This is a genomic window from Stenotrophomonas koreensis (assembly GCF_001431525.1).
GTDB classification, from domain to species: domain Bacteria; phylum Pseudomonadota; class Gammaproteobacteria; order Xanthomonadales; family Xanthomonadaceae; genus Stenotrophomonas; species Stenotrophomonas koreensis.
Genome location: NZ_LDJH01000006.1, coordinates 441,746 through 467,433 on the forward strand (window position 1 = coordinate 441,746; position 25,688 = coordinate 467,433).

At 68.4% G+C, this 25,688-nt stretch carries 24 protein-coding genes; 8 read left to right on the forward strand and 16 right to left on the reverse strand.

Annotated features, from left to right (window positions below):
• Window positions 1–260: 260 nt before the first annotated feature.
• Complete coding sequence (locus ABB25_RS04580; protein WP_057664300.1) at window positions 261–1,559, reverse strand: amino acid permease; 1,299 nt, start codon at window positions 1,557–1,559, stop codon at window positions 261–263.
• Between the two features lie 912 nt (window positions 1,560–2,471).
• Between ABB25_RS04580 and ABB25_RS04585 the strand changes: the two genes are divergently transcribed.
• Window positions 2,472–3,584, forward strand: a complete 1,113-nt coding sequence (locus ABB25_RS04585; RefSeq protein WP_057664301.1) for a metallophosphoesterase — start codon at window positions 2,472–2,474, stop codon at window positions 3,582–3,584.
• A gap of 123 nt (window positions 3,585–3,707) precedes the next feature.
• Here the strand turns inward: ABB25_RS04585 and ABB25_RS04590 are convergent, their stop codons facing one another.
• The 6 genes from ABB25_RS04590 to ABB25_RS04615 all read right to left on the reverse strand — a co-directional run bounded on the left by ABB25_RS04590 (window position 3,708) and on the right by ABB25_RS04615 (window position 9,581).
• The gene (locus ABB25_RS04590) at window positions 3,708–4,208 is read right to left on the reverse strand and encodes an MgtC/SapB family protein (RefSeq protein WP_182621923.1); all 501 of its coding nucleotides are present in this window, start codon (window positions 4,206–4,208) and stop codon (window positions 3,708–3,710) included.
• A 476-nt stretch (window positions 4,209–4,684) separates the two neighbouring features.
• Complete coding sequence (gene mtnC, locus ABB25_RS04595; protein ID WP_057664306.1) at window positions 4,685–5,386, reverse strand: acireductone synthase; 702 nt, start codon at window positions 5,384–5,386, stop codon at window positions 4,685–4,687.
• Between the two features lie 62 nt (window positions 5,387–5,448).
• A complete protein-coding gene (locus tag ABB25_RS04600) occupies window positions 5,449–6,003 on the reverse strand; it encodes a 1,2-dihydroxy-3-keto-5-methylthiopentene dioxygenase (protein ID WP_057664308.1) in 555 nt (184 codons plus the stop codon).
• Between the two features lie 49 nt (window positions 6,004–6,052).
• On the reverse strand, window positions 6,053–6,700 hold the full coding sequence (locus ABB25_RS04605; protein WP_057664311.1) for a methylthioribulose 1-phosphate dehydratase: 648 nt from the start codon (window positions 6,698–6,700) through the stop codon (window positions 6,053–6,055).
• A 10-nt stretch (window positions 6,701–6,710) separates the two neighbouring features.
• Entirely contained in the window at window positions 6,711–8,030 is a 1,320-nt protein-coding gene (locus tag ABB25_RS04610) for an amino acid permease (protein ID WP_057664314.1), read from the reverse strand.
• Window positions 8,031–8,099: 69 nt separating this feature from the next.
• Complete coding sequence (locus ABB25_RS04615) at window positions 8,100–9,581, reverse strand: amino acid permease (RefSeq protein WP_057664316.1); 1,482 nt, start codon at window positions 9,579–9,581, stop codon at window positions 8,100–8,102.
• 140 nt (window positions 9,582–9,721) lie between these two features.
• Between ABB25_RS04615 and ABB25_RS04620 the strand changes: the two genes are divergently transcribed.
• Window positions 9,722–10,285, forward strand: coding sequence for an NUDIX hydrolase (locus ABB25_RS04620; protein ID WP_057664319.1), 564 nt, complete (start codon window positions 9,722–9,724; stop codon window positions 10,283–10,285).
• A 185-nt stretch (window positions 10,286–10,470) separates the two neighbouring features.
• On the opposite strand, the gene serA is transcribed toward ABB25_RS04620, so the two are convergent.
• Window positions 10,471–11,712 carry a phosphoglycerate dehydrogenase gene (gene serA / locus ABB25_RS04625; protein WP_057664322.1) on the reverse strand — a complete coding sequence of 414 codons (1,242 nt, stop codon included), beginning with the start codon at window positions 11,710–11,712 and terminating at the stop codon, window positions 10,471–10,473.
• 195 nt (window positions 11,713–11,907) lie between these two features.
• On the opposite strand from serA, the gene ABB25_RS04630 reads away from it, so the two are divergent.
• From ABB25_RS04630 to ABB25_RS04640, 3 genes are read left to right on the forward strand one after another with little or no spacing between them, the layout of a single operon-like run.
• Window positions 11,908–13,293 carry an FAD-binding oxidoreductase gene (locus ABB25_RS04630; RefSeq protein ID WP_057664326.1) on the forward strand — a complete coding sequence of 462 codons (1,386 nt, stop codon included), beginning with the start codon at window positions 11,908–11,910 and terminating at the stop codon, window positions 13,291–13,293.
• Window positions 13,294–13,344: 51 nt separating this feature from the next.
• A complete protein-coding gene (locus ABB25_RS04635; protein ID WP_057664497.1) occupies window positions 13,345–13,656 on the forward strand; it encodes a DUF2388 domain-containing protein in 312 nt (103 codons plus the stop codon).
• A gap of 15 nt (window positions 13,657–13,671) precedes the next feature.
• The gene (locus tag ABB25_RS04640; protein ID WP_244477751.1) at window positions 13,672–15,417 is read left to right on the forward strand and encodes a DUF7844 domain-containing protein; all 1,746 of its coding nucleotides are present in this window, start codon (window positions 13,672–13,674) and stop codon (window positions 15,415–15,417) included.
• 53 nt (window positions 15,418–15,470) lie between these two features.
• Here ABB25_RS04640 and yeiP read toward each other — a convergent pair whose 3' ends face one another.
• The 5 genes from yeiP to ABB25_RS04665 all read right to left on the reverse strand — a co-directional run bounded on the left by yeiP (window position 15,471) and on the right by ABB25_RS04665 (window position 21,255).
• Complete coding sequence (gene yeiP / locus ABB25_RS04645; RefSeq protein ID WP_057664331.1) at window positions 15,471–16,037, reverse strand: elongation factor P-like protein YeiP; 567 nt, start codon at window positions 16,035–16,037, stop codon at window positions 15,471–15,473.
• 98 nt (window positions 16,038–16,135) lie between these two features.
• The gene (locus ABB25_RS04650; protein WP_057664333.1) at window positions 16,136–16,906 is read right to left on the reverse strand and encodes an SDR family NAD(P)-dependent oxidoreductase; all 771 of its coding nucleotides are present in this window, start codon (window positions 16,904–16,906) and stop codon (window positions 16,136–16,138) included.
• Window positions 16,907–17,027: 121 nt separating this feature from the next.
• Window positions 17,028–19,580 carry a sensor domain-containing protein gene (locus ABB25_RS04655; protein ID WP_057664336.1) on the reverse strand — a complete coding sequence of 851 codons (2,553 nt, stop codon included), beginning with the start codon at window positions 19,578–19,580 and terminating at the stop codon, window positions 17,028–17,030.
• Window positions 19,577–20,479, reverse strand: a complete 903-nt coding sequence (locus ABB25_RS04660; protein WP_057664339.1) for a hydroxymethylglutaryl-CoA lyase — start codon at window positions 20,477–20,479, stop codon at window positions 19,577–19,579. Before ABB25_RS04660 ends, ABB25_RS04655 begins: the two co-directional genes overlap by 4 nt.
• Entirely contained in the window at window positions 20,476–21,255 is a 780-nt protein-coding gene (locus tag ABB25_RS04665; RefSeq protein ID WP_244477746.1) for an enoyl-CoA hydratase-related protein, read from the reverse strand. The genes ABB25_RS04660 and ABB25_RS04665 overlap by 4 nt, the downstream gene beginning before the upstream one ends.
• A gap of 117 nt (window positions 21,256–21,372) precedes the next feature.
• Here ABB25_RS04665 and ABB25_RS04670 point away from each other — a divergent pair, with 117 nt between their 5' ends.
• From ABB25_RS04670 to ABB25_RS04680, 3 genes are read left to right on the forward strand one after another with little or no spacing between them, the layout of a single operon-like run.
• On the forward strand, window positions 21,373–21,612 hold the full coding sequence (locus tag ABB25_RS04670; protein WP_057664347.1) for a FeoA family protein: 240 nt from the start codon (window positions 21,373–21,375) through the stop codon (window positions 21,610–21,612).
• Window positions 21,609–23,459: a ferrous iron transport protein B gene (gene feoB / locus ABB25_RS04675; RefSeq protein ID WP_057664350.1), complete on the forward strand. Its 1,851-nt coding sequence runs from the start codon at window positions 21,609–21,611 to the stop codon at window positions 23,457–23,459. Before ABB25_RS04670 ends, feoB begins: the two co-directional genes overlap by 4 nt.
• A 20-nt stretch (window positions 23,460–23,479) precedes the next feature.
• On the forward strand, window positions 23,480–23,734 hold the full coding sequence (locus tag ABB25_RS04680) for a DUF6587 family protein (RefSeq protein ID WP_057664499.1): 255 nt from the start codon (window positions 23,480–23,482) through the stop codon (window positions 23,732–23,734).
• A 24-nt stretch (window positions 23,735–23,758) separates the two neighbouring features.
• Here ABB25_RS04680 and ABB25_RS04685 read toward each other — a convergent pair whose 3' ends face one another.
• The 3 genes from ABB25_RS04685 to ABB25_RS04695 are packed head-to-tail and all read right to left on the reverse strand — an operon-like array spanning window position 23,759 to window position 25,573.
• Window positions 23,759–24,340 carry an NAD(P)H-dependent oxidoreductase gene (locus ABB25_RS04685; protein WP_057664353.1) on the reverse strand — a complete coding sequence of 194 codons (582 nt, stop codon included), beginning with the start codon at window positions 24,338–24,340 and terminating at the stop codon, window positions 23,759–23,761.
• A gap of 54 nt (window positions 24,341–24,394) precedes the next feature.
• Complete coding sequence (locus ABB25_RS04690) at window positions 24,395–24,787, reverse strand: MerR family transcriptional regulator (RefSeq protein WP_057664356.1); 393 nt, start codon at window positions 24,785–24,787, stop codon at window positions 24,395–24,397.
• Window positions 24,788–24,793: 6 nt separating this feature from the next.
• Complete coding sequence (locus tag ABB25_RS04695) at window positions 24,794–25,573, reverse strand: 3-oxoacyl-ACP reductase (protein ID WP_425477301.1); 780 nt, start codon at window positions 25,571–25,573, stop codon at window positions 24,794–24,796.
• Window positions 25,574–25,688: the final 115 nt, after the last annotated feature.

Here is a 25,688-nt window from a genome sequence, read left to right on the forward strand (position 1 = left end):
CCGCTCCCACAAGGGCGAGTCATGCTTTGTGTGAGCCTCGCCCGCCGCGATGCCCTGGCTTTTGCGGGAAGCGAGCTTGCTCGCGACGCTTTGCGCTTTTGCAGCAACCGCCCCGGCCGTATGCCCCGGTTTTGCGAGAGCGTCCCCGACAACAATGCTTTGCTCGCCGGCCATTGCACCGGCGGCGGCCCATCGCGCGCAGGCACGTCCGGGGGTGTCCTGCTGCAGGTGCCGGGGCGAGGGTTGGGATCCGGGCCGGCTCAGCGCCGGTGGCGCATCCACGCGTACAGCGGCAGCCCGGCCAGCACCAGCACCACACCCCAGAGCAGGGCTTCGCCACCGACACCGATCACCGCATAGCTGCTGAAGGCCAGGGCGCCAGCGGCGGTCAGGCGGGTGGCCAGGCCGTCACCGCGCCACAGCCAGGCCAGCGCACCGACCAGGTAGGGCAGCAGGGTGGCGGCAGTGGACAGCAGCACCGAGAAGGTGAACAGGTCCACCAGCGAGCGGTTGTAGTTGGCAACCACCAGTACGCTGGCCAGCCCGGCGCTGACCAGCACGCCGAAGGCCGGTGTGCCGCGACGGTTCTGGCGTTTGAATGCAGCCGGCAGCACGCCGTCGCGGGCGGCGGCCATTGGCAGCTGCGCGGCCAGCAGGGTCCAGCCATTGAGCGCGCCCAGGCAGGAAATGGCCATCACCACCGCCAGGACATGGCCGGCGGTGGGGCCCCACAACGCGCTGGCGGCATCGGCCATCGGCGCGCCGGAGGCGGCCAGCACCTCGCGCGGCAGCAGGCCGAGCACGCTGGTGCAGGCCAGCACGGTGGCCAGGCCGGCAATCGCAGTGCCGGCTACGGTGGCGCGGGAAATGGTGCGCGGGGCGTCCTGCACGGCATCGGCCGGCACGGTGGCTGCTTCCAGCCCGATCATCGCCCACAGGGTCAGGGCGACGGTGGCGGCGGTGACGCTGCCCAGCGATTGCCCGCTGGGGTTGAACGGCACGTAGTGGCTGCTGTCGATGAACCACAGCGCGACCAGCCCGAACAGCAGCAGCGGCACCACCTTGAGCACGGTGGTCAGCAACTGCATGCGGCCGGCTTCGCGCACGCCGCGCAGGTTGATGCCGGCGCACAGCCACAGCGCGGCCAGGCCACAACTGGCCGCACGCAGTGGGGTGCTGGTCAGCTGCGGGAAGATGGCGCCGATGCTGCCGGCAAAGGCCACCGCGATGGCCGCTATCGCGCACCACATCGAGATCCAGTAGCTCCAGGCCACGATGAAACCTGGCAGCTCGCCGAAGGCGTTGCGGGCATACACATACGGCCCGCCGGTCTGCGGCCAGCGCCGCGCCAACTGGGCAAAGGTCACCGCCAGCAGCAGCGCACCGCACAGGGTGATCGCCCAGCCCAGCAGGCTGGCCGCGCCGTAAGGGGCCAGCGCGGCCGGCAGCAGGAAGGTGCCCGAGCCGATCATGCTGCCGACCACCAGGGCGGTGGCCGACCAGAAACCCAGCGGACGCTTGTGTGCCACCGGGGCGGCGGGAGGGGGAGAGAGGGACATGCTGCAACCGGAAAACAGGGGAGGGCCGCATCAAGCGGGCGCATATTATCCGCCAGTTTCGCGCCGCAGTTGCGCCAGCCTGGCGGCGGGTTGGCTGCAACGCAGCCGGTGCTGCCCCGCTTCCAGGGTTGGCTGCCGCACAGCGGCAGTGGCTGCCTGGCGGCTGCCGGTGTCTGCCTAGGCAGTGCCTTGTGCGTATGGGCGCATGGCGTGTGTTGCACGGGCCGGGGGTGATTGGCCGCCGCGCAGCCGTTGCTGTGCGCTGGCCCTGACCCTGACCCTGACCCTGACCAGCGTCCTTGTGTCGGCGGACCGCGGCAACACGGCCCGTCCAGCCTGGCGGCTGCCGGTATCCGCCGGGACGGCGGGGTGTGTGTGCGGTCAATCGTGGGGGTGGGCGGAGATGTCGGCTGTGCCCCGGGGGGCGTTGCGTGCATCGGATGGGCGGGCTGTCTGGCGCTGCGCTGCAGGCAGCTCTTGCGCAATGCAGCTTCGCTGCTGGCCAACGTGGGTGTATCGGCGGCATTGCCGGTGCTGTGGGGGCGCGCCTTAGAAGATGGTGCGCAGGCCGTGGTCGGTTGTGCCCGCAGCGTGGCGTGCATCGAACCGGTTGTTGCTTTGCGCTGCGCTGGCAGTGCGTGAGCCACTCCGGCAGCATCGCTGGCCGGTGCCGGTGGATTGAGCGCATCGCCCGGGCCGCGCGCAGTTGCCCAGGGCTACGCGCAGGCCATGGCCGGGTGTGCGCCATTGCATCACTGTGTCTGATGTATGGGCTTGGCACTGCCGGCACCGGCATGACACCCTGCACGGCTTGCTCGGGAGTGGCCGTGAACCGGCCGACGCTGGTTGCTGATGAGAATTCTGCTGGTTTCGTTGATTTTGCCGTTGTTGGCTTTTGTGCTTTGGTGGCCGTTGACCGTTCTGCCGCGTGCGGCGCGCTGGCGCCGGATCGGGTTGTCGCTGCTGGTGGCCCTGCTGCTGCCGGCAATGGTGGTGGTCTGGCGTAGCGACATGCTCGGTTATGCGGCCATTTCCTGGCTGCAGGTCGGTGCCGGCGGCCTGGTACTGCTGGGCATGCTGTTGCTGGTGTTCGTGATCATGCGCACGGCCGGCTGGGCGGTGCATGCGCTGCTGGAGCGGCTGCTGCGGCGCACGCCGGGAATCGGCCTGCGGCGCTGGCATGCGCCATGGTTGACCCAGGGCGCGGTGCTGGTTGCCGCGCTGGCTGCCGTGCTGGGCATCGGCAACGGGCTGGCGGTGCCACAGGTGCGTGAGAGCGCGTTGCTGATCGAGCAGCTGCCGGCCGAGCTGGACGGGCTGCGCATCGCGGTGCTCGCCGACCTGCACCTGACCCCGGTCAAGGGCCGCGCCCGCAGCGAGGAGATCGTCCGCCGTACCCTGGCCGCGCGCCCGGACCTGATCGTGCTGCCCGGCGACATGGTTGATGGCCCGGTGGCCGTCAGTGGCCCGATGGCTGCGCCGCTGGCCGGGCTGCAGGCGCCATTGGGGGTGTGGCTGGCCCCGGGCAACCACGAGGTCTACCACGACTATGCCGACTGGATGGCCTTCTTCGGCCAGCTTGGCCTGCCGGTGCTGGAAAACCGTGCGGTCAGCCTGGAACACAACGGCGTGCGCTTTACCGTGTCCGGTCTGGGCGACCTGGCCGCGCGGCGTGCCGGTGCCTGGGGCAGTGGCATCCCCAAACCCGACCTGGAAGCGACGCTGACGCAGGTGCCGGCCGGTTCGCGCTTCCACCTGATGCTGGTGCACCAGCCCAAGCTGGCACGTGAGGTTGCCGCCAGTGGCCAGGTGGACCTGCAGTTTTCCGGGCACACCCATGGCGGCCACATCATCGGCATGGACCGCTGGCTGGTGGCCCCGGCCAACCACGGCTTCGTCCGCGGCGAGTACCAGCTGCAGGACATGCGCCTGCTCGTCAGCGCCGGTGCCGGTCAATGGGATGGCTTCAGCGCCCGACTCGGGGTACCGGCGCGGATTGACCTGATCACCCTGCGTCGGCGCTGAGCACGCACCGGTTTTGTTGCCAGCCCTGACGGACCGGGGCCGGGCACTGGCCGGGGCAGTACCCGCCCGGGTGTGCCGACGAGGGTTGAGTGGCTCAGCCTGCGCGGCGCTGGGCGCCGGCCTTCACTGCGGCGGGGCGGGTTTGTCCGGCAACAGCCGCGGCAGCAGGCTGACCACCAGCAGGGCGGCCACGGTGCTGGCCAGTGCCAGCAGGTGCATGCCCATGCCTACGGCCATGCCGATGGCTGCCGCCGCCCAGATCCCGGCGGCGGTGGTCAGCCCCTGCACGCGTTCTTCGTGGTCCAGCTTGAGGATGGCACCGGCACCAAGAAAGCCGATGCCCGAGACGATGCCCTGCATCACCCGGGTGACATCGGCCTGGCTGACCCCGGCCAGCAGCGGGGCCATCACGAACAGGGCCGAGCCGATGCAGACCAGGATATGGGTGCGCAGCCCGGCGGCACGGCCTTTGGCCTCACGCTCCAGCCCGAGCATGCCGCCGAGCACGATGGCAACCAGCAGGCGGGCAACGATGACCGTGGCGGTAGCCGGATCGGGCAGTGCCAACTCGGCAGCCAGCGTCTGGCTGAGGATGTCCAACAGCGGTGGGGAGGAATTGACCATGAACCTATCGTGGCCAACCCCGGATGCAGTACCGGTGAGGACGGCACTTGCCTGACGTACCGTGCTGCCCTGCATGCTGAGCGTGCCTGTTGCTGCAGAGCTGTCGCAGGAGCGGGTCTGCCCGCGACGGTTGCCGCGTCAGGCCTGCTGCAACAGCAAAAGCATCGCGACCAAGGTCGCTCCCACAGGGGGAGCCGTTGTTACTACCCAAGGCTTGCCGCAACAACCATGCAGGCCGGCGGTTGTGGGAACGGGCCTGCCCGCGACGGTTGCCGCGTCAGGCCTGCTGCAACAGGAAAGCATCGCGACCAAGGTCGCTCCCACAGGGGGCGGCTGTCGCGACCCAGGGCGCTGCTGCAACAGCAAAGCATCGTGGCCAAGGTCGCTCCCACAGGGAGCCTGCTGTTACTACCCAGGGCGCTGCTGGAACAACCATGCAGGCCGGTTTTTGTTGGAGCGGGCCTGCCGGCGACGGTTCAGGGCTGGATCTGGGTGAAGTCGGTGACCCGGGTGTGGCCGTTGGCGGCTTCGCCGCTGCGCGGGGTTGGGTAGTCGTCCAGCCGGTCCAGCAGCACGGTGTCCAGCCCGGCCTCGCGGGCGGCATCCAGCTCCTGGACCACATCGGACAGGAACAGGATCTGCGCAGGGGCCGCGCCCAGTGCCGCGGTGATGCGACGGTAGCTGTCCGCCTCGCGCTTGCCGCCGATCTCGGTATCGAAGTGGCCGGCAAACAGGGCGCCCAGGTCGCCGGCATCGGAGAAGCCGAAGAACAGCTTCTGCGCGGCCACCGAGCCGGAGGAATACACGTACAGCGGCAGCCCGGCGGCGTGCCAGCGGCGCAGCACGTCAGCCACTTCCGGGTACAGGTGCGCGGTGTAGTCGCCGTTGCGGTAGCCGGCCTCCCAGATCATCCCCTGCAGCGCCTTCAGTGCGGTGTGCTTGCGGTCGGCATCGATCCAGCCCTGCAGGGTTTCCACGATCACCGCGTCATCGCAGGTGCTGGCGGCGATCTCGGTAGCCACCGCATCCAGCCAGCGGCGCACAGCCGGCTGCTGGCCATGGGTGGCGACAAAGCCGGGCAGGGCGGCGCGCGCATACGGAAACAGCACGTTCTTGACGAAGGAGATCGAGGAAGTGGTGCCTTCGATATCGGTGAGGATGATGCGCGGTGCGGTCATGACAGGTTCCAGCAAGCAGACGGGCCGGGGTGACCGGCCCGTGGGGATCGATGGCGGCAGGCTCAGCCGGCAGTGGGCTGGTAGCGCGGGAATTGCTGCGCGATGGTGGTGCCGGTGAAGTGGCCGACCCAGCCATCGGGCGCGGTGAAGAAGCGGATCGCGGCGAAGTTGGGGTACTCGCCCATGTCAAACCAGTGGGTCACGCCATCGGGTACGGCGATCAGGTCGTCCTTGACGCACTCCACCTCGTAGACCTTGTCGTCCACGTGCAGGGTGAACAGGCCCGAGCCGGCGACGAAGAAACGTACCTCGTCTTCCTTGTGGTAATGCTCGTCCAGGAACTTGGCGCGGATCTCGGCACGGTTGGGGTTGTCCGGCGCGACCGAGGCCACGTCCACGCTCTGGAAGCCGTGCTGGGCGACCAGGCGGTCGATGTCCTGCCGGTAGGCGGCAAACACCTCTTCCTGGCTGGCACCGGGGGCGACCGGGTGCTGGGCCACCCAGCGCTCGAACTGCACGCCGATGCGGGCCAGCTCGCTGGCAATGGCCGCGCCGTCAGTGGTTTCCAGCAGCACGCTGGAGGGATCGTTGTCGTTGAAGATGCGCAGGCGGCTCATGGCGGTTTTCCGGTCAGTGGGGGGAGGGACGGGCACTGCAGGGAGGCGGTCAGTGGCCGGCGCGCAGCTTGCGCAGCTCCAGCTCGCAGTGGAGCAGGAACTCGAAGGCTTCCAGGTGGCGGCGGGCTTCGGCCATGTCGCGGCCCCAGGCATACAGGCCGTGGCCGTCGATCAGGTAGCCCCACAGCGGGCCGGCATCCAGTGCCGCCTCGACCTGGGCGGCCAGCACGTTCATGTCCTGGGTGTTGGCAAACACCGGCAGCTCGATGGCCAGCTCGTGGGTGGTGTTGCCGTGCAGCGCCTTGAGCAGTTCGTAGCCTTCCAGCCGGATATGGCCCTGGCTGGCCCACAGCCGCGAGGCAATGGTCTGCACCGGCGAATGGGTGTGAAGCACGCAGCCCACTTCCGGGAAGCGGGCGTAGAGCTGGGTGTGCAGCAGGGTTTCGGCCGAGGGCCGCAGCGGGCGGCCAACGGCCTGGCCGTTGAAATCCACCACCATGATGTCGTCTTCGACCAGCCGGCCCTTGTCCTTGCCGGACACGGTGATCGCGGCATGGCGCTGATCCAGGCGGTGGGAGAAATTGCTGCTGGTGGCCGGGGTCCAGCCGGCACGGGCCAGCTCGGCGATGTTGCTGATCAGCAGCTGGGCCAGCGCCGACAGGCGCTGGCCATCGTAGGGCAGGGAGGTGTCGTTCATGCGCGCAATTCTAGCGCGAGCGGGCCACCGAACGCTTGTTATCAATCGCGATGAATAGGAAAAGCAGCACCAGCACCAGGACCACCGCGCCGAGCACGATCTTGAGCGAGGCCGAGCCCAGCAGCAGCGCGCAGGCGAACAGCGCGCCGAGGCCGAGCAGGCGTTCGCGGGTGGTAGGCCGGTGGGCGGCGCTACCCTTGAGCAGCACCAGTCCGGCCGCGCCGTAGGTGACCACGATCAGGATCACCACCATCTCGATCAGCACCTCGAACTGGCCGGAGACGGTCGGCGCCAGCGTGGCGATGGTCAGCGCGCTCATCGCCAGGGCGACGAAGAACAGCCCCCAGGTGGCCGCACCGTTGCGGCTCTGGCGGCCGAAGATGGCCGGCAGGAAGCCGCGCTGGGCGGCGCGGGCGCCGGATTCGCCGGTTACCAGCATCCAGCCGCCGAGCGTGCCGGTGGCCTTGAGCGCGGCGGCCAGTGCGATCACCGGCACCGCCCAGGCGCCGAACATCTGCCCGGCGACCAGCGCAAACGGTGCCGAGGAGGCGGCAATCTGCTGCGCCGGCACGATGCCCATCATCAGCACCGAGGAAATCAGGTAGACCACCCCGGCAATACCGATGCCGCCGAGGGTGGCGATCGGCACGTTGCGGTCCGGGTTGCGCACCACCCCGGCCACCATCGCGCCGGTTTCCAGCCCGACAAAGGCCCAGAACACCGGCGCCAGCGAGGAGAACACCACCGCCGCATCCGACTGTCCGGACACATTCCACGACAGCTGGTAGACCTGCGGGTCGAAGTGGACCCAGCCAGCGGTGAGCACCACTGCCACCGGCAGCAGCCCGAACACCACGCAGAAGGACTGGAAGCGGGCAATCGGCCGTGGCCCGAGCAGGTTCAGCGCGAACATCGCCCAGATCAGTGCCAGCTGGCCGCCGAGCCGGACCAGGCTGTTGTCATCGCCAAACGGCAGGATCACCATCAGGTAGCCGAAGGCGGCCACCGCGATGGCGTTGTTGCCGATCCACGACTGCACCCAGTACAGGAAGGTGGCCAGGAAGGAGGCATTGCGGCCCAGCGAGGGGCCGATGTAGTCATCCTGCGCTTCCAGGTTGGGGTGGCGGCGGGCCAGCTGCGAAAACGCCGCACCCAGCATCATCGCCAACGCGGTGCCCAGCAGCCAGGCCAGCGCGGTGACGCCGCCGGACTTGGCCAGGGTGGCCGGCAGCAGGAAGAAGCCGGAGCCGATCATGTTGTTGGCGACCACGAAGGTCGCCAGCAGCGGGCCGATCTTGGCTGGAGAGACAGCGATGGACGCGTTGGACATTCGACACCGGAAGCTGGAAGGGGAAAACCGGACACCCCGGGCAGCCGGGGTGTCTGGCGCTGGCTGCGCTTACTTGCCGGCCGCAGGCTTGTTCAGGCGGCTGTGGCGCATGCCGTAGCCGAAGTAGATCAGCTGGCCCAGCACCGTCCAGCCGACAAACACCATCCAATGTTCGATAAAGGCCTGCCAGAACAGGAACAGACAGGCGGCGGCACCGAGCAGGCTGACCAGCCAGATCGCCGGCACCCGGAACGGGCGCGGCAGTTCCGGCTTGGTATGACGCAGCACCAGCACGCAGATGCAGACGGTGGCGAAGGCCAGCAGGGTGCCCATCGAGACCAGCTCGCCCAGTACGTTGAGCGGCAGCAGGCCGGCCAGCAGGCAGGCGACGATGCCGACCAGGATGGTGCCGATGTGCGGGGTGCGGTGCCTGGGATGGACGCGGCCGAAGATCTTCGGCAGCAGGCCGTCGCGGCTCATGGTGTAGAAGATGCGCGGCTGGGCCATCAGCATCACCAGGATCACCGAGGACAGGCCGGCGATGGCGCCGATTTCCACGAAGGTCTTCAGCCAGGCCAGGTCGGCATAGGTTTCCAGTGCGGTGGCCACCGGCTTGGCGGTGCCCAGTTGGGTGTAGTGCAGCATGCCGGTAAGTACGGCGCAGACGATGATGTAGATCACCGTGCACACCACCAGCGAGCCGAGGATGCCGATGGGCATGTCACGCTGCGGGTTCTTGGCTTCGCCGGCGGCGGTGGAGACCGCATCAAAGCCGATATAGGCGAAGAACACGATCGAGGCGGCACGGAATACGCCGTCCAGGCCGAACTGGCCCGGGCCGGTGTTTTCGGGAATGAACGGGGTCCAGTTGGCCGGGTCGACATGCTGGATGCCAAAGCCGATGAACAGCGCAATCACCGCGACCTTGATCGCCACGATCACCGCATTGACCAGGCTGGACTGGGTGATGCCGCGGTAGCACAGGGCGGTGATGGCAGCCACGATCAGCACGGCCGGCAGGTTGATGACCGCGCCGGAGACGGCAAAGCTGCCGTCCTTCCAGGCCAGTGGTGCTTCGGCCAGCTGCGCCGGGAAGGGGATGCCCAGGGTGGAGGTGAGGAAGCTGACCAGATAGGCCGACCAACCCACCGCCACCGAGGAGGAGGCAAACAGGTATTCCAGCACCAGGCACCAGCCGATGAACCAGGCCAGACCCTCGCCCAGGGTGGCGTAGGTGTAGGAATAGGCACTGCCGGAGACCGGCAGCATCGCCGAGAACTCGGCATAGCACAGGCCGGCAAACGCACAGGCAATACCCGCCAGCACGAAGGACAGCATGATGGCCGGGCCGGCGTGGTTGGCCGCGGCCTGGCCGGTGACCACGAAGATGCCCGCGCCGATCACCGCGCCCATGCCCAGCAGGATCAGGTGGCGCGCGGTCAGGGTCCTTTTCAGGGTGACTTCGCCATCGAGGCTGCCCTCGAAGGGTTCGCCGCCATCAATATGGCCGGCCGGTTCAACCGGTTTGACCCGTAACAGGGACTTGAGCATGCGTGGACTTCCTGAATTGAGTTGCCTCAGCCAGATGACTGAAGCGTGAATGCTCGAAGGTGCCAAAACTGGCTGCCGCTGGCAAGCCGATGAAGTCATGTCTGGCGATAATGCGCCAAGTCCTGCCAACAACCCTTGTCATGAGTGATTGCACTGCTGCACTGCGTCAGCAACTGGCCGCGCATGCGGCCGCCTGTCCGACCCAGGCCGGGCTGAGCGAAGAGTTCGGGCAACTGCTGGACGCGGCCGACAACCCGTTCCTGCGCAAGCGCCTGGCCGGGCATTTCACCGGCAGCGCCTGGCTGGTCTCGGCTGACGGCCAGCGCGCCCTGCTGATGCACCACCGCAAGCTCGGGCGCTGGCTGCAGCCCGGCGGCCACGCCGATGGCGACACCGACCTGGCGGCGGTGGCGCTGAAGGAGGCGCAGGAGGAATCCGGCCTGCCGGCCTTGCGGCTGGAGGATGGCCGGATATTCGATCTGGACCGGCACTGGATCCCCGAACGCGGCCAGGTGGCCGGCCACTGGCACTTCGATGTGCGCTACGTGGTGCGCTGCACCGGCAGCGAGCGTTTCACCGCCAACGCCGAATCACTGGCCCTGGCCTGGCGCGAGGTGAGCGAGATTGCCACCGATCCCGCCAGCGATGACTCGCTGGCGCGGATGGCACGGCGATGGCTTGGAAGCCAGGAACGAGTGGGATGAAGCGAGCAACGAGTAACGAGTGGAGAGAAAAGAGGGGCGAGTAGGGGCGTGAGGAAAGAGTTGAGAGGGAAGAGGAACGAGTGAGGAGCAGAGGCTCGCGCTCGTTACTCGTTACTAACCACTAGTTACTTGCTCCCAGTCACTCGTTCCTCGTTACTACTCACTCGTTCCTCGCTTCATGCTTCTCAGTAGAGCACGCGCGTGCGCAGGGTGCCTTCGATCGCGGCCAGTTCCTCGCGGATCAGTGCGGCCTGGGATTCATCCACCGAGATGTCGATCACCACGTAGCCGACCTTCGGGTCGGTGCGCAGGTACTGGCCGTCGATGTTGACGTTGTGGCGCGAGAACACGTCGTTGATGCGCGAGAGCACACCCGGCACGTTGCGGTGGATATGCAGCAGGCGCAGCGCGCTGGGGTGCTCGGGCAGGGTCACTTCCGGGAAGTTGACCGCCGACAGTGTCGAGCCGTTGTCCGAGTAGCGCACCAGCTTGGCGGCCACTTCCACGCCGATGTTGTCCTGCGCCTCCAGCGTGGAGCCGCCGACGTGCGGGGTCAGGATGACGTTGTCATGCCGGGTCAGCGGGCTGACGAAGGCATCGCCGTTGCCCTGCGGTTCGACCGGGAACACGTCCACCGCGGCGCCGCCGATGTGGCCGCTTTCCAGCGCGGCGTCCAGCGCATCGATGTCGACCACGGTGCCGCGCGAGGCATTGACCAGGTGCGCGCCCGGCTTCATCGCCGCCAGCTGCGCCGCGCCGATCATGTTCTGGGTGGCCGGGGTTTCGGGCACATGCAGGGTGACGATGTCGGCGCGGGCCAGCAGGTCCTCCAGCGAGGCTGCCGGCTGCGCATTGCCCAGCGCCAGCTTGGTCTCGATGTCGTGGTAGATCACCTGCATGCCCAGCGCCTCGGCCATGACCCCGACCTGGGTGCCGATATGACCGTAGCCGATGATCCCCAGGGTCTTGCCGCGCACCTCGTGGCTGCCGGCGGCGGATTTGGACCAGCCGCCACGGTGGCACTGCGCGTTTTTCTGCGGAATGCCGCGGGCCAGCATGATGGTTTCGGCAATCACCAGCTCGGCCACCGAGCGGGTGTTGGAATAGGGCGCATTGAACACCGGCACGCCGGCCAGCTGCGCCGCTTCCAGGTCGACCTGGTTGGTGCCGATGCAGAAACAGCCCACCGCGATCAGGCGCTTGGCATGGCTGAGCACCTCGGCGCTGAGCTGGGTGCGCGAACGGATGCCGATGATGTGCGCCTCGGCGATGCGCTCGATCAGTTGCTCTTCCGGCAGCGCCTTGGCATGCGCTTCGATCTGGCTGTAACCGGCCGCGCGGAAGGTGTCGATCGCCGTCTGGCTGACCCCCTCCAGCAGCAGAACATGGATGCCTTGCTTGGGGTAGGAGGTCTTTTTCGGCGACATGGCAGCGCGGACAGGTCGATGGGGGAGGCTCCAGTGTGCCAGATCTGGCCACCCTTTGTGCACTGCGCAATAAAACCCTGGCGTGGCGCAGCCCTTGCGGGGCAATGGTTTCATCTGCATCCATCGTTGTCGTACTGGACGCGACGGCGGCGCGCTGGCAGGCTTGCCCGCTGTCTTCCCTGTTGCCGTGCCGCCATGTCCGATCCACGTCTTGCCTCCCTGACTGCGGCTGTCCCGGGTCTGCACCTGAAGACCGCGCCGGACGACCTGGCCTTCTACGGGCGCGACTGGACCCGGCGCTGGACCCCGGCACCGCTGGCCATCGCGCTGCCCGACAGCGTGGCCCAGGTCAAGGCGGTGATGGCCTGGGCACATGCCAATGGCGTGGCCGTGGTGCCTTCCGGCGGCCGCACCGGGCTGTCCGGTGGCGCGGTGGCCGCCAACGGCGAGCTGGTGCTGAGCCTGGAGCGGATGAACAAGGTCATCGAGTTTGACCGCGTCGACCGCCTGATGACGGTGCAGGCCGGCATGGCCCTGGAAGCACTGCACAATGTCGCTGCCGAGCACGGCCTGATCTACCCGGTGGATTTTGCTGCGCGCGGCTCGTGCACGATCGGCGGCAACATCGCCACCAATGCCGGCGGCATCCGCGTGATCCGCTACGGCAACACCCGTGAGTGGATCGCCGGGCTGAAGGTGGTCACCGTCAGCGGCGAGCTGCTCGAGCTCAACCGCGGCCTGGTCAAGAACTCCTCCGGCTATGACCTGCGCCAGCTGATGATCGCCTCCGAAGGTACCCTCGGGGTGATCGTCGAGGCCACGGTGAAGCTGACCGATCCGCCGCCGCCGACCAATGTGATGCTGCTGGCGCTGCCCAGCTTCGAGGTGCTGATGGAGGTGTTTGCCGCCTTCCGTGAGCGGCTGCAGCTGGAAGCCTTCGAGTTCTTCACCGACCTGGCGCTCAAGCACACCACCGCGCACGGTGCGCTCAATCCGTTTGCCGAGGTCTACCCGTATTACGTGGTCACCGAGTACGCCGCTGGCGACGAGGCGGCCGAAGCGGCGGCGATGGCTGCCTTCGAGCACTGTGCCGGGCAGGGCTGGGTGCTGGATGGGGTGATCAGCACCTCGGTCGAACAGGCCCAGCAGATCTGGCGCCTGCGCGAAGGAATCACCGAGGCGGTGGCGCGCTACACCCCGTACAAGAACGATGTTGCCGTGCGCATCTCGCGGATGCCGGCCTTCCTGGCCCGCTGCCAGAGCCTGATCGGCGGCGCTTACCCGCATTTCGAGGTGGTCTGGTTCGGCCATATCGGTGATGGCAACCTGCATATCAACGTGCTCAAGCCCGATGGCCTGGGCCAGGACGAATTCGTGGCCCAGTGCGAGCAGGTGACCAAGCTGCTGGCCCAGGTGCTGGCCGAGTTCGACGGTAGCATCTCGGCTGAACACGGCATCGGCCTGGTCAAGAAGCCCTATCTGTCCAGCACCCGCAGCCCGGTGGAGATCGCACTGATGCAGTCGGTCAAGCGTGCGCTGGATCCACAGGGCCTGCTCAACCCGGGCAAGCTGTTCGACTGAGCGCCTGTGCGGTTACCCTTGGCCCCTGTTCCTGCTTTCCGGTTGACCCTGATGCTGCGTGCTGTCCTGACTGTTTCCCTGTTGCTTGCTGCCGGCCCACTGCTGGCCTCCAGCTTTGCCGGCACATCGGCCGGCTCGGCCTCCGATGCGTCCTCCGAAGGCTCCTCCGCTTCCAGTGGCAGCAGCTCCGGTGATGACAAGGTGGTGCTGGCCGCACGCGAGGAAGCAGCCGGTTTCATCGCCAGTGAGGGCGCAGTGCGCGGTGCGCGGCTGCAGGCCGCGCTGCTGCACCTGCGCGAAGGCGATGCACAGGCCGCGCAGGCCAGTGACCTTGAGCTGGCGCGGCAGATCCTCGCGCGCTGATCGCCCGGTTTGAACGTGCTGGCCGGCCGCCACTGGCCACGGGTTGTCTTCGTTCTGGCCCTGCTGTGGGCGCCGCTGGCCGTTGCGCTGGAGCTGCGCCTGGACCCGACAGGCCTCGATGCCACGCAACAGGCGCAGGCCCGCGCGTTGGTGGCCCAGGTGCAGGCGCGGCTTCCGGCCACCTGGCAGGCCGATCCGCGCCGGTTGCCGCTGCGCTTTGACCCGGCACTGCCGGCCGGGGTGGTCGGTCATCATCGCGCTGGCCAGCTGTGGCTGGCCCCGTCCGTGCTGGGTCAGCCGCCGGATGCCGCCGGGCGCGACCCGGCCCAGGCCGCGCTGATCCACGAGATCGCCCACGCACTGGACCGTGACGGTGGCCGCTGGTCGTCCGAACGTGCGTTCCGCCGGCTGGCCGGCTGGGACCGCCTCGGCAGCCATAACGCCTACACCCTGCGCAGCCCGGACCGCTACGAGCACCATTCGCCGGCCGAGAGCTTTGCAGTGAACCTGGAATGGTTCCTGCTCGATCCGCGCTATGCCTGCCGCCGCCCATTGCTGGCGCGCTGGTTCAGTGAACGCTTCGGCCCGCCGCCGGCGCAGCCGGCCTGTGCCGCGGCGCAGCCCTGGCTGGCCGCCAGCGTCGGCCAGGGGCAGATGCAGGTCGAATGGATCGACCCGGCGCGGGTGTATGCGGTGGACTACCTGCTGGCCGACAGCGGCGGCCCGCCGATGAGCCGGTTCGGCCACAGCATGCTGCGGCTGGTGATCTGTGCCGAAGGCCGGCCGCTGGGCGAGCGCTGCCGGATGGACCTGGCCGAGCACCGGGTGCTGTCCTTCCGCGCCTTTGTCGATGACGTGCAGGTTTCCAGCTGGCGCGGGCTCACCGGCGGCTACCCGTCGCGGCTGTTCCTGTTGCCGTTGACCAGCGTGATCGACGAATACAACCGGGTCGAGCTGCGTGACCTGCGCGCCTGGCCACTGGCACTGGACCGGCAGCAGATCGCCGACCTGCTGGCCAGCGCCGCCGGGCTGCACTGGCGCTATGACGGCGCCTACAGCTTCATCGGCAACAACTGCGCGGTGGAAACCGGCCGCCTGCTCGACACCGCCTTCGATCCGGCAGGCGGCAGCCATTACCGCAACACCTTCCCCAAGGGTGTGCTGCGCCAGCTGCTGGCCGATGGCCTGGCCGCACCGCAGGCGTTCGACGACCCGGCCGCAGCTACCGCGCAGGGACGCCTGTTTGTTTCGGCGCGCCAGGAATACCGCCTGCTGCTGGCCCGGCTGCACGCCGCCGGACAGGTGCCGGCGTTGCCGCTGGAACGCTGGCTCGATGCCCCGGCCCGGATGCGTGGAGCGATCCCGGCCGAGCCGACGCTGGAACAGGCCGCCGCCTGGCTGGTGCTGGAGCAGGCCGCGCTGCGCCGGCGTCAGCTGCGTGCGCTGCAGGCGCTGCGGCCGCAGCTTGCCGACAGCCCCGCGCTGGCCGGGGCGGTGGCCGGCTGGTTGGGCTGGCTGCAGCGGCTCGATGCGCCCGGCCGGCTGCCGGTGACCGGTTATGGCCTGCCGCAGGCGCAGGAACTGGCGCAGGCGCCGCTGGCAGAGCTGCTGGCGCAGGGGCCGGCGCACTGGCAGCAGCTGCAGCAGCAGGCCGAAGCGGCGCTGCCGGCAGCGCAGCGTGAGCAGCTGCAGCACGGACGGCAACGGGTGGCGCAGCTGTCGCACCAGGTGCGCGCGCTGGCCGCTGCCGGCGCTCGGTGAGAAATGACAACGGCGCCCGCAGGCGCCGTCATCAACGCACCTGGTGGTGATGCTCAGTCGGCGCGGCCGCCGAACTCGCCGGTGGTGGTGTTGACCAGGATGCGCTCGCCGTTGCTGATGTATTCCGGAACCATGATCTCGATGCCGGTGTTCAGCCTGGCCGGCTTCGGCCGCTTGGTTGCGGTGCCGCCCTTCAGTTCCGGCGGGGTCTCGACCACTTCCAGGGTGACGTGCTGCGGCAGCTGGATCGCTACCGGCTGCTCGTCGATGACCTGCACGTAGATGCCGGTCAGGCCTTCGGTGATGTAGCCGGCGGCATCGCCCAGCGCGGCCGGGTCCAGGGTGTAGGGGGTGTAGTCCTCGTCATCCATGAACACGAACGCATCGCCGTCCATGTAGGAGAAGGTGGACTGGCGGCGCAGCAGCTCCACTTCGGTCAGCTGGTCGTCGGCATCGAAGTTGGCATCCAGCTTTACGCCACCGGGCACCGAATACATGATGAAACGGAAGCGGACGTTGCCGCCGCGGCCCTGCGGCGAGGAGCGTTCGATGTCGCGGATCTGGTAGACGCCGTTGTTGTATTCGACGACGTTGCCCTTCTTGATGTCGCTGGCTTTCATGTCAGTGCAGTGTGCGCGGGAAAGCGGCAAAGGGTAACGGCAAGGGCGGGGGCTGGGAAGCGGGGCCGCGCGGGGCCCCGCTTGCCGGAGCTGGCCGCTTACTTCGGTGCCAGCCGGGTGGCACCATCCAGGCGGATGGTTTCGCCGTTGAGGTAGACGTTGCCGATGATGTGGCCGACCAGTGCGGCGAAATCTTCGGGGCGGCCCAGACGCGACGGGAACGGGATCGAGGCGGCCAGCGAGGCCTGCACGTTTTCCGGCATGCCATCGACCATCGGGGTCCAGAACACGCCCGGGGCGATGGTCATCACGCGGATGCCGAAGCGGGCCAGTTCGCGCGCCATCGGCAGGGTCATGCCGACCACGCCGCCCTTGGAGGCGGAGTAGGCCGCCTGGCCGATCTGGCCCTCGTAGGCGGCCACCGAGGCGGTGTTGATGATCACCCCGCGCTCGCCGTCCACGCCGGCGTCGTTGTGCTGCATCAGCTCGGCCGCGGCCTTGGCCACGTTGAAACTGCCGACCAGGTTGACCATCACCGTGGTCTGGAAGTTGGCCAGCGGCATGGCGGCCTCGCGGCCGAGCACGCGGCCGGCGCCGAGGATGCCGGCACAGTTCATCAGCACGTTCAGACCGCCGAGGAAGTCCCTGGCGGCGGCCAGGTTGGCGGCCACGCCGGCTTCGTCGGTGACATTGGTCGGGAAGAAGGCGGCGTTGGCGGCGCCCAGCGCGGCCACGGCCTCGGCGCCTTTTTCTGCATTCAGGTCAAACAGGGCGACCTTGCCGCCGTTGGCAACCAGGAACTGCGCCACGGCCAGGCCCAGACCGGAGACGCCGCCGGTGACAACGGCACGAACATCAGACAACTGCATTGCGGTTTTCCTGCCAGGTGAAAGAGGCTGATCTTACGTGGCAATCGCGGTGTTGCGCAGGGTGCGGGCAGACCTGGTGCGGCCCGGGCAGGGCCCGGGCAAGCGCTGCGCCGGCACCGGCTCACTCCCGGTCGGGGCAGGGCGTGCTGCACTGCTGGCGCAGTCGGGCGCCGAGCCGGTCGGCAGACAGGCCGGCGGCGAACAGGAAGCCCTGGCCATGGGATACGCCCAGCTGCAGCAGGCAGTCGCGCTGTGCGGCCGTTTCGATGCCTTCGGCCACCACCGCCAGCTCCAGGCTGCGGGCAATGCCGACGATGGCGTCGCAGACCGCCATGTCCGAGCGGTTTTCCGGGATGCCGGCAATGAACAACGGGCTGATCTTCAGCCCGTGGATCGGCAGCCGGCGCAGGTAGTTCAGCGCGCTGTAGCCCTGGCCGAAATCATCGATGGACAGGCGTACACCGAGCCGGCGCAAGGCATTCAGACATGCCGTGGTTGCCGGCACATCCTCGATCAACACCCGCTCGGTGAATTCCAGCTCCAGCGCATGGCCGGGCAGCTGGTGGCGGTTCAAGGCCGACTGCACCTGGGCCAGCAGCTCATCACCGGCAAACTGCCGGTAGGACACATTCACCGCCACCGGCAGCAGGCCCAGGCCCTGGTCACGCCACTGGCGGATCTGCAGGCAGGCCTGCTCCAGTACCCAGTTGCCGATGCGGACGATGTCGCCGGTATTTTCCGCATGCTCGATGAACAGGTCAGGGCGCAGCTGGCCCAGTTGCTCATGTTCCCAGCGCATCAGCGCTTCGGCCCCGATGATGCGGCCATCACGCAGGTCGACCTTGGGCTGGTAGACCAGCCCGAACGCCTGTTGCTCCAGCGCCTGGCGCAGCCGGCTTTCGATCTGCAGCCGGTCCTGCTGGCGCTGGGCCATGCCCTGGTTGAACAGGCACCAGCCGTTGCGGGAGGTTTTCTTGCAGTCATACATCGCCACATCGGCGTTCTGCACCAGCTGCGCGGCCGTGTCGCCGTGGCCTGGCGAACAGGCGATGCCGATCGAGGCGGTCACCGTGAAGCGTTGCGGCCCGAAGGCGAAAGCCGGGGTAAAGCTGGCCACCAGTGCGCGGGCCAGCTGCTCGGGCAGTTCATGGCCGTTTTCGGTGGCACAGATGACCAGGAACTCATCGCCGCCCAACCGCCCGAGCAGGCCGCGGTTGCCGATCGCGGTCATCATCCGGGTGGCGGCCAGGCACAGCAGCTGGTCACCGGCACTGTGCCCGAGCACGTCATTGATCAGCTTGAAATGGTCCAGGTCGATATACAGCGCGGCACAGCGCTGCCCCTGGTGGAGCCGGCGGGCCAGCTCCTCGAGCAGGCCATCGCGGTTGAGCACGCCGGTCAGCGGGTCGGTGCGTGCCTGCAGGCGCAGCATCTCTTCGGCACGATGGCGCTCGGTCACATCCTGCAAGGTGCCGACCAGGCGGTGTGCCTGCCGTTGCCCGGCCACCGTTTCGCCGATCATCCGGATCCAGAAACAACGGCCGTCGGCACCAAGGCCCTGCAGTTCAATTTCAAACCCGGGCTGTTGTGGGTGCTCCAGCGCATCGCGCAACAGCTGCTGGCTGGCCGGCAGCAGGCAGTCCAGCAGCGCCTGCATGTCCTCCGGTGGCGGCTGCCGGCCCAGGATGTGCTGGGCTTCGCGGGTCAGGTACAGCCGCGATGTGCTGCGGTCCCATTCCCAGCCACCGATATGGGCCAGTGACTGGGCGCGTTCAAACAGGGTGGCATCGCGCTTGAGATCGGTGATGTCGGAAAACAGTGCGTAGACATACTGCGGGCGGTCCTGGCCCTGCTCGAAGATCGGCACATTGGTCACCGACAGCCAGACCAGACGGTCGCTGTGGGGCTGGTGCAGGCCGATCACGGTGGAGGGAATGATCCGGCCATCGCGGAACGCCTGGCACACCGGCCACTGCTCCCGGCTGAGCTGGCGGCCATGCTCGTCGATGGTCATCCAGTGATGGTCGTTGTCGCCGGCCGGTTGCCGGGGCAGGTTTTCCAGACCCAGGATGCGATGGGCGGCCGGGTTGGCCGAACAGATGCGCAACTGGCGGTCAAACAGCAGCACCCCTTTATCGATGGACTCCATCAACAGGCGGTAATGTGACTCTGCCTGCCAGCGGCCGGTGAGCTGGCGGGCAACGGCGACAATGCAGCGCTGCTGGCTGAGCCGCACCGCGGCCGAGTGCACTTCCACCGGGAAGCGGCTGCCATCGCTGCGCATGTTGGTCACTTCGACCTGGTAACTGTGACCGCGGTTGAGTTCATCCCACACCGGTTGCAGGTGGTCCGGCGGCAGATCCGGGTTGAGCAGATGGATCGGGCGACCGACCACGCCCTGGCGGCTGCGCTGGTAAGCCAGGGTGCCGGCCTGGTTCAGATCCAGTACCGTGCCCTGCTCATCCAGCAGGCAGACCGGGTCGGGCAGGGCATCGAAGATCGCGCGCTGGTCGTGCAACTGGCGTTGCAGTTCGCTCACCTGTTGTTGCAGCAGCGCCCACAGCTGTTGCAGCGGCAGCACATCCACTTGGGGTTGTGCGGCACACAGCTGTTGCAATGCCTGCTGCAGCGACAGCAGCGTGGCAGGCAGTGCAGCGGGAGCGCTTTCACTCATTGACTGGCCAGTGCGGTACCGGTACGGCTGCGATTGGGGTGACCCAGCTGCTGGCTGAGCCATTGTCCTGTGGCCGCCAGGGCCGACAGATCCACGCCAGTGTGCAACCCCAGTCCGTTCAGCATATACACAAGGTCTTCACTTGCCAGGTTGCCACTGGCCCCGGCCGCATACGGGCAGCCGCCACTGCCGGCCACGGCCGCATCCACCGTGCGCACGCCTTCCTCCAGGCAGGCCAGTACGTTGGCCAGCGCCTGGCCGTAGGTATCGTGGAAATGCACCGCCAGCTGCGCCATCGGGATCTGGCTGGCCACCGCGCGCAGCATCGCCCGCGCCTTGGCCGGGGTGCCGACACCGATGGTGTCGCCCAGCGAGATCTCCACGCAGCCCAGCTGGTGCAGGGCGGTGGCTACCCGCACCACCTCGGCCACGGCGACCTCGCCCTGGTAGGGGCAGCCCAGTACGGTGGAGACATAGCCGCGCACACGCACGCCGTCGGCGCGGGCCTGGGCGATCACCGGGGCAAAGCGCTCCAGGGTCTGCGCGATCGAGGCATTGGTGTTGCGCTGGCTGAAGGCCTCGCTGGCAGCGGTGAACACCGCGATCGAATCGGCCCCGGCCGCACGCGCGCGCTCGTAGCCCTGCAGGTTGGGCACCAGTACCGGGTAGTCGACCCCGGGCCGGCGGCAGATCGCGCCCAGCACCTGGTCGGCATCGGCCAGCTGCGGAATCCAGCGCGGGCTGACGAAGCTGGTCACCTCGATAGCGGGCAGGCCGCAGGCGCCCAGGCGCTCGACCAGTTCGATCTTGACCGCCGGGGGCAGCAGGGCCTTTTCGTTCTGCAGTCCATCGCGCGGGCCGACCTCCATCACCCGCACGGCGTCATTGCCGGCGCTCATGCCGGCTGGACCCAGTTGGCCGGACGCTTGTCCAGGAACGCGGCCAGGCCTTCGCGGCCTTCGGCGCCGGCGCGCAGGCGGGCAATCAGTGCGGCATTGTGCGCGTCCAGCCGGGCCGGATCGGTTTCGTTGATGACGGCAGCCACCAGCTGCTTGGCGGCGCTGCAGGCCTGCGGGGCGGCCTGCAGCAGCAGCTGCAGCTGCGCGTCCACCGCCGCTGCCAGCCCGTCGGCCGGCACCACTTCGTGCACCAGGCCGATGGCCAGTGCGCGCTGGGCATCGAAGGCCTGGCCGGTGGCAAACCAGCGGCGTGCCTGGCGCGGGCCGATCGCGGCGATCACATACGGCGAGATCACCGCCGGCAGCAGGCCCAGGCGGACCTCGCTCAAGGCAAAGCGGGCATCGTCGCTGGCGATGACGATGTCGCAGCAGGCGGCCAGGCCGACACCACCACCATAGGCGGCGCCCTGCACCGCGGCGATGGTGGGCAGCGGCAGGCTGTCCAGGGTACGCATCAGGGTGGCCAGGGCCTGGGCATCGCCCAGGTTGTCGGCCTCGCTGGCCCGGGCCAGGCGGGCCATCCAGTCCAGGTCGGCACCAGCGCTGAACGAGCGGCCGTTGCCGGCCAGCACCAGCGCGCGCAGGCCGGGGTCCTGACTGGCCTGTTCCAGCGCCTGGGTCAGTGCGGCAATCAGGTGTTCATTGAAGGCATTGTGGCGCTCGGGGCGGTCCAGGGTCAGGTGCAGAACGGCACCGTGGCGTTTGATCGCAAGCATGTTTGGCTCAAGAGGACATCTGGCGCAGATGGTAGCGGCGGGCAAGCCATGCGCCATGACGCACTGCGGCGATGTAGAATTGATAACTATTCTTATCTTTGACCCGGAACTGTACCTGTGACGTTGTCCGAGCTTGATCTGCACCGCACCGCAACCGTGCTGATGGTTGTCGACGCCCTGCCCAACGACAGCATTGCCCGCCGGCTGCGTGAACTGGGCTTCGTTCCCGGTGAACAGGTCCGCCTCGTCGCGCGTGGGCCGGTCGGTGGCGAGCCGCTGTTGATACAGGTCGGTTACACCCGTTTTGCGTTGCGCCTGAGCGAGGCGGCGCGGGTCCAGGTGGAGGCAGCGGCATGAGCGGCAGCCCGTTGCGCCTGGCCCTGGTCGGCAACCCGAACTGCGGCAAGACCGCGCTGTTCAATCAGCTCACCGGCAGCCGGCAGAAGGTCGCCAACTACACCGGGGTCACGGTCGAGCGCAAGGAAGGCCGCCTGCGCGGGCCCTCCGGTACCGAGTACGCGGTGCTCGACCTGCCCGGCGCCTATTCGCTGGACCCGGCCAGCCTGGACGAGGCCGTCACCCGAGATGTGCTGCGCGGCTTCTACCCCGGCGAGGCGGCACCGGACGTGCTGATCTGCGTGGTCGATGCGACCAACCTGCGCCTGCACCTGCGCTTTGCGCTGGAACTGCGTGCACTGGGCAAGCCAATGGTGCTGGCGCTGAACATGGTCGATGCGGCGCGCAAGCGTGGCATCGCCATCGATGTGGCGGCGCTGGAGGCGGCCGTCGGCGTGCCGGTGGTGCAGACGGTGGCCGTCAGCAAGGAGGGCACCCGTGACCTGGTGGCCTGGGTCGACGGCCATGCGGCCAGCGCTGCCATCCCGGCGGCCTTGCCCCCGGCCACCACCGATGTGCATGCGCAGGTGCGGCAGATCCTGGACGCGGCGGTGGTGATGCCCACGCGCACGGCCAGGGTCGATGACACCCTGGACCGCTGGCTGCTGCATCCGCTGTTCGGCCTGCTGGCGCTGGCGCTGACCATGTTCCTGATCTTCCAGGCGGTGTACGCCTGGGCCACGCCGCTGATGGACCTGATCGACGCCGGTACCGGCGCGCTGGCCGGGTGGGCGGCGCAGGTGCTGCCGCCGGGGCCGCTGTCCAGCCTGATCAGCGACGGCATCATCGCCGGCCTGGGCGGCGTGGTGATCTTCTTGCCGCAGATCCTGATCCTGTTCGCCTTCATCCTGGCGCTGGAGGAGTCCGGCTACCTGCCGCGCGCGGCCTTCCTGCTGGACCGGATGATGGCCGCGGCCGGGCTGTCGGGGCGTTCGTTCATCCCGCTGCTGTCCAGCTTTGCCTGCGCGGTGCCCGGGATCATGTCCACCCGCTCGATCCAGGACCCGCGCGACCGCCTGGCCACCATCCTGGTCGCACCGCTGATGACCTGTTCGGCGCGGCTGCCGGTGTATGCGCTGCTGATCGGTGCCTTCATCCCGGCCCGTGACGTGGGCTGGTTCAACCTGCAGGGGCTGGTGCTGTTCGGCCTGTATGCCGCCGGCATCGCCAGCGCGCTGGTGGTGAGCTGGGTGATGAAGAAGTGGCGGAGCGACAAGCGCGAACACCCGCTGCTGCTGGAGCTGCCCTCCTACCGCATCCCGCACCCGCGCGACCTGCTGGTCGGGCTGTGGGAGCGCGGCATGATCTTCCTCAAGCGCGTGGGCGGCATCATCCTGGCGCTGACCATCCTGCTGTGGTTCCTGCTCAGCTTCCCGGCTGCGCCGGCCGATGCCACCGCACCGGCGATCGACTACAGCTTCGCCGGCCAGCTCGGCCATGCCATGGCCGTGCTGTTCGCGCCGCTGGGCTTCAACTGGCAGATCTGCATCGCGCTGATCCCGGGCATGGGCGCACGCGAGGTGGCGGTCTCCTCGCTGGCCACCATCTACGCGCTGTCGGCGCCGGATGACGATGCCGCCATCGATGCGCTGACCCCGGTCATTGCCGATGGCTGGTCGCTGGCCACCGGGCTGTCGCTGCTGGTGTGGTTCATCTACGCGCCGATGTGCATCTCCACCCTGGCCACGATCAAGCGCGAGACGGGCAGCTGGAAGCAGACGGCCATTGCCACTGGCTATCTGTTCGCATTGGCCTACGGCATGGCCCTGCTGGTCTACCAGGGCGCACGCGCGCTGGGCTGGGGCTGAGCGTGCAGGCACCGGCCACCATGGACCTTTCCCTGCTCTGGCAGTACCTGGTGATCGGGCTGGCGGTGCTGCTCAGCCTGGCGGTGGTGGTGCGCAAGCGCGCCCCGGGGTTGGAGCGCCGCATGCGGGCTGCACTGGCCCTGTGGCTGCTGCGCCCTGGCCGGGCTGCCGGGCTGCAACGGCTGGGGCGCTGGATAGCCCCGCCGCCGGCCGGCAGCGCTGGCAGCTGTGGCGGCTGCAACGACTGCGGGCCGGCACCGCGACAAAAACGCTGAGCCACCGTCACTGGCTGCCGTGCTTCAGCGCCCGGCCGCGCCCAGGCGGGCGATGGCCTGCAGCCAGCGCTGGCGCCGGGCCGGGCTGCTGCTGCGCACCGGGCCCAGCCGGGTGACCCGGACCGGGGCGATGCCGCAGAACTGCAGCACCGTCCGGCGCAGCTGGGCGATGCCCGGGTCACTGTAGAGCCAGCGGTAGTACCACGGTGGTGTATCCATCGTGGTGATCACCCGCGCGCTGCGTCCGGCCAGCAGCCGGTCCCACCACACCGAACCGCGCCGGTAGCGGAACGCAAACCCGGGCAGCAGCAGGCGGTCGAGAAAGCCCTTGAGCAGGGCCGGCATCGCGCCCCACCAGGTCGGATAGACCAGCACCAGGTGGTCGCAGGCCTGCAACGCCTGTGCAGCGCTCTCCAGGTCCGGCTCCAGTGGCTGCGACTGGCGGTAGCCATGGCGCAGCAGGGGGTCGAACTGCAGGCTGGCCAGCTCCAGCAGGGTCACCTGGTGGCCGGCACGCCGGGCATTGTCGGCATAGGTCCGGGCCAGGGCTGCGCACAGGCTGTCAGGCAGTGGATGGGCCAGCAGGATCAGGATAGAACGGGACACAGCACGCTCCGTGTGGGAAGGCCGGGCAGCCTGCGCTGTGCCCCTGGGGCAGAGTCAAACCCCGCTGGGGCATGGATCGCCGCCGGCCCCGCACTGGCCGCCGTGCTGGAGCCACAGGCGCAGCTCCTGGTCCAGCTGTTGCAGGCGTGCCTGCACCCGGGCCAGCCGCTCGCGTTCGAGGGCAAGCTGCTGCTGCCGACGCTGCAGCAGCGCCAGCACGGCCGGCCAGTCCAGCTGGCCATCGGCCTGCTTGAGCCGGGCGATGGTGGCCAGCGGGATGCCCAGCGACAGCGCCAGCCGGATCATCCGGATCCACGCCAGGTCCTGCTCGCTGTAGTGGCGGTAGCGGTTGACCCGCGCGATCGGTGGCAGCAGGCCGCGGGCCTCGTAGAGCCGGATCGCCTTGGCACTGGCGCCGCTCAGGCGGCTGACATCGGAAATGCGCATGCCGGCTCAGTCGCGGACCAGGCCGCCATCGACCACCAGGTTCTGTCCGGTCACCGCCCGTGCCCACGGGCTGGCAAAGAACAGCGCGGCGTCGGCGAACTCGGCCGGGGTGGTCACGCTGCGCAGCGGGGTGTTGGCGGCGATGTAGTCAAACACTGCCTCCGGGGTGGCGGCACTGGCATCGGTGCTGCGCAGCAGACCGCCGGAGAGCATGTTCACGGTGATCCCGTCCGGGCCGAGGTCGCCGGCCAGGGTACGGGTCAGCGACAGCAGCGCGGCCTTGGCCGCGGTGTAGTCGTGGTAGGGCACCACCGGGTTCTGGAACAGGTTGGTGCCAATGTTGATGACCCGTCCAAAGCGCTGCGCGCGCATCGCCGGCAGGGCGGCCTGCACCGTGTTCAGGGCGCCCCGTACGCTGCCTTCGAACTGGCTCTGGAAGGCGTCCCAGCCAATCGCATCGGCCTTGGGCCGGGCGTCGCCATTGAACGAGAACGCCGCCAGCGCGTTGTTGACCACGGTGGTCAGTGGACGCCCGAAATGGCCGGCCGCGGTGGCCAGCATCGCCTGCACCTGGGCTGGGTCGGTGACATCGGCCTGCAGCGCGATCGCCTGCCGTGGGCCGAGCTGCGCGGCCAGCGCCTGGGCAGCCTGGGCGCTGCGGTGGTAATTGATGATGACCTGGGCACCCTCACGGGCGAAGGCCAGGCTCAGGTGGTGGCCCAGGCCACGGGCTCCACCGGTGATCAGGACACATTGTTCGGACAGCTGCACGAGAAGGACACCCACGGGCGGACAGGACGGCACAGGGTAACCGCGTGTGCGCACCGGTGGGCGTACCGCAGGGTGCGTCTGCCGCAGTGGGCATCACGCCGGGCCTTGCCGCTGCTGCCTGGGCCATGCC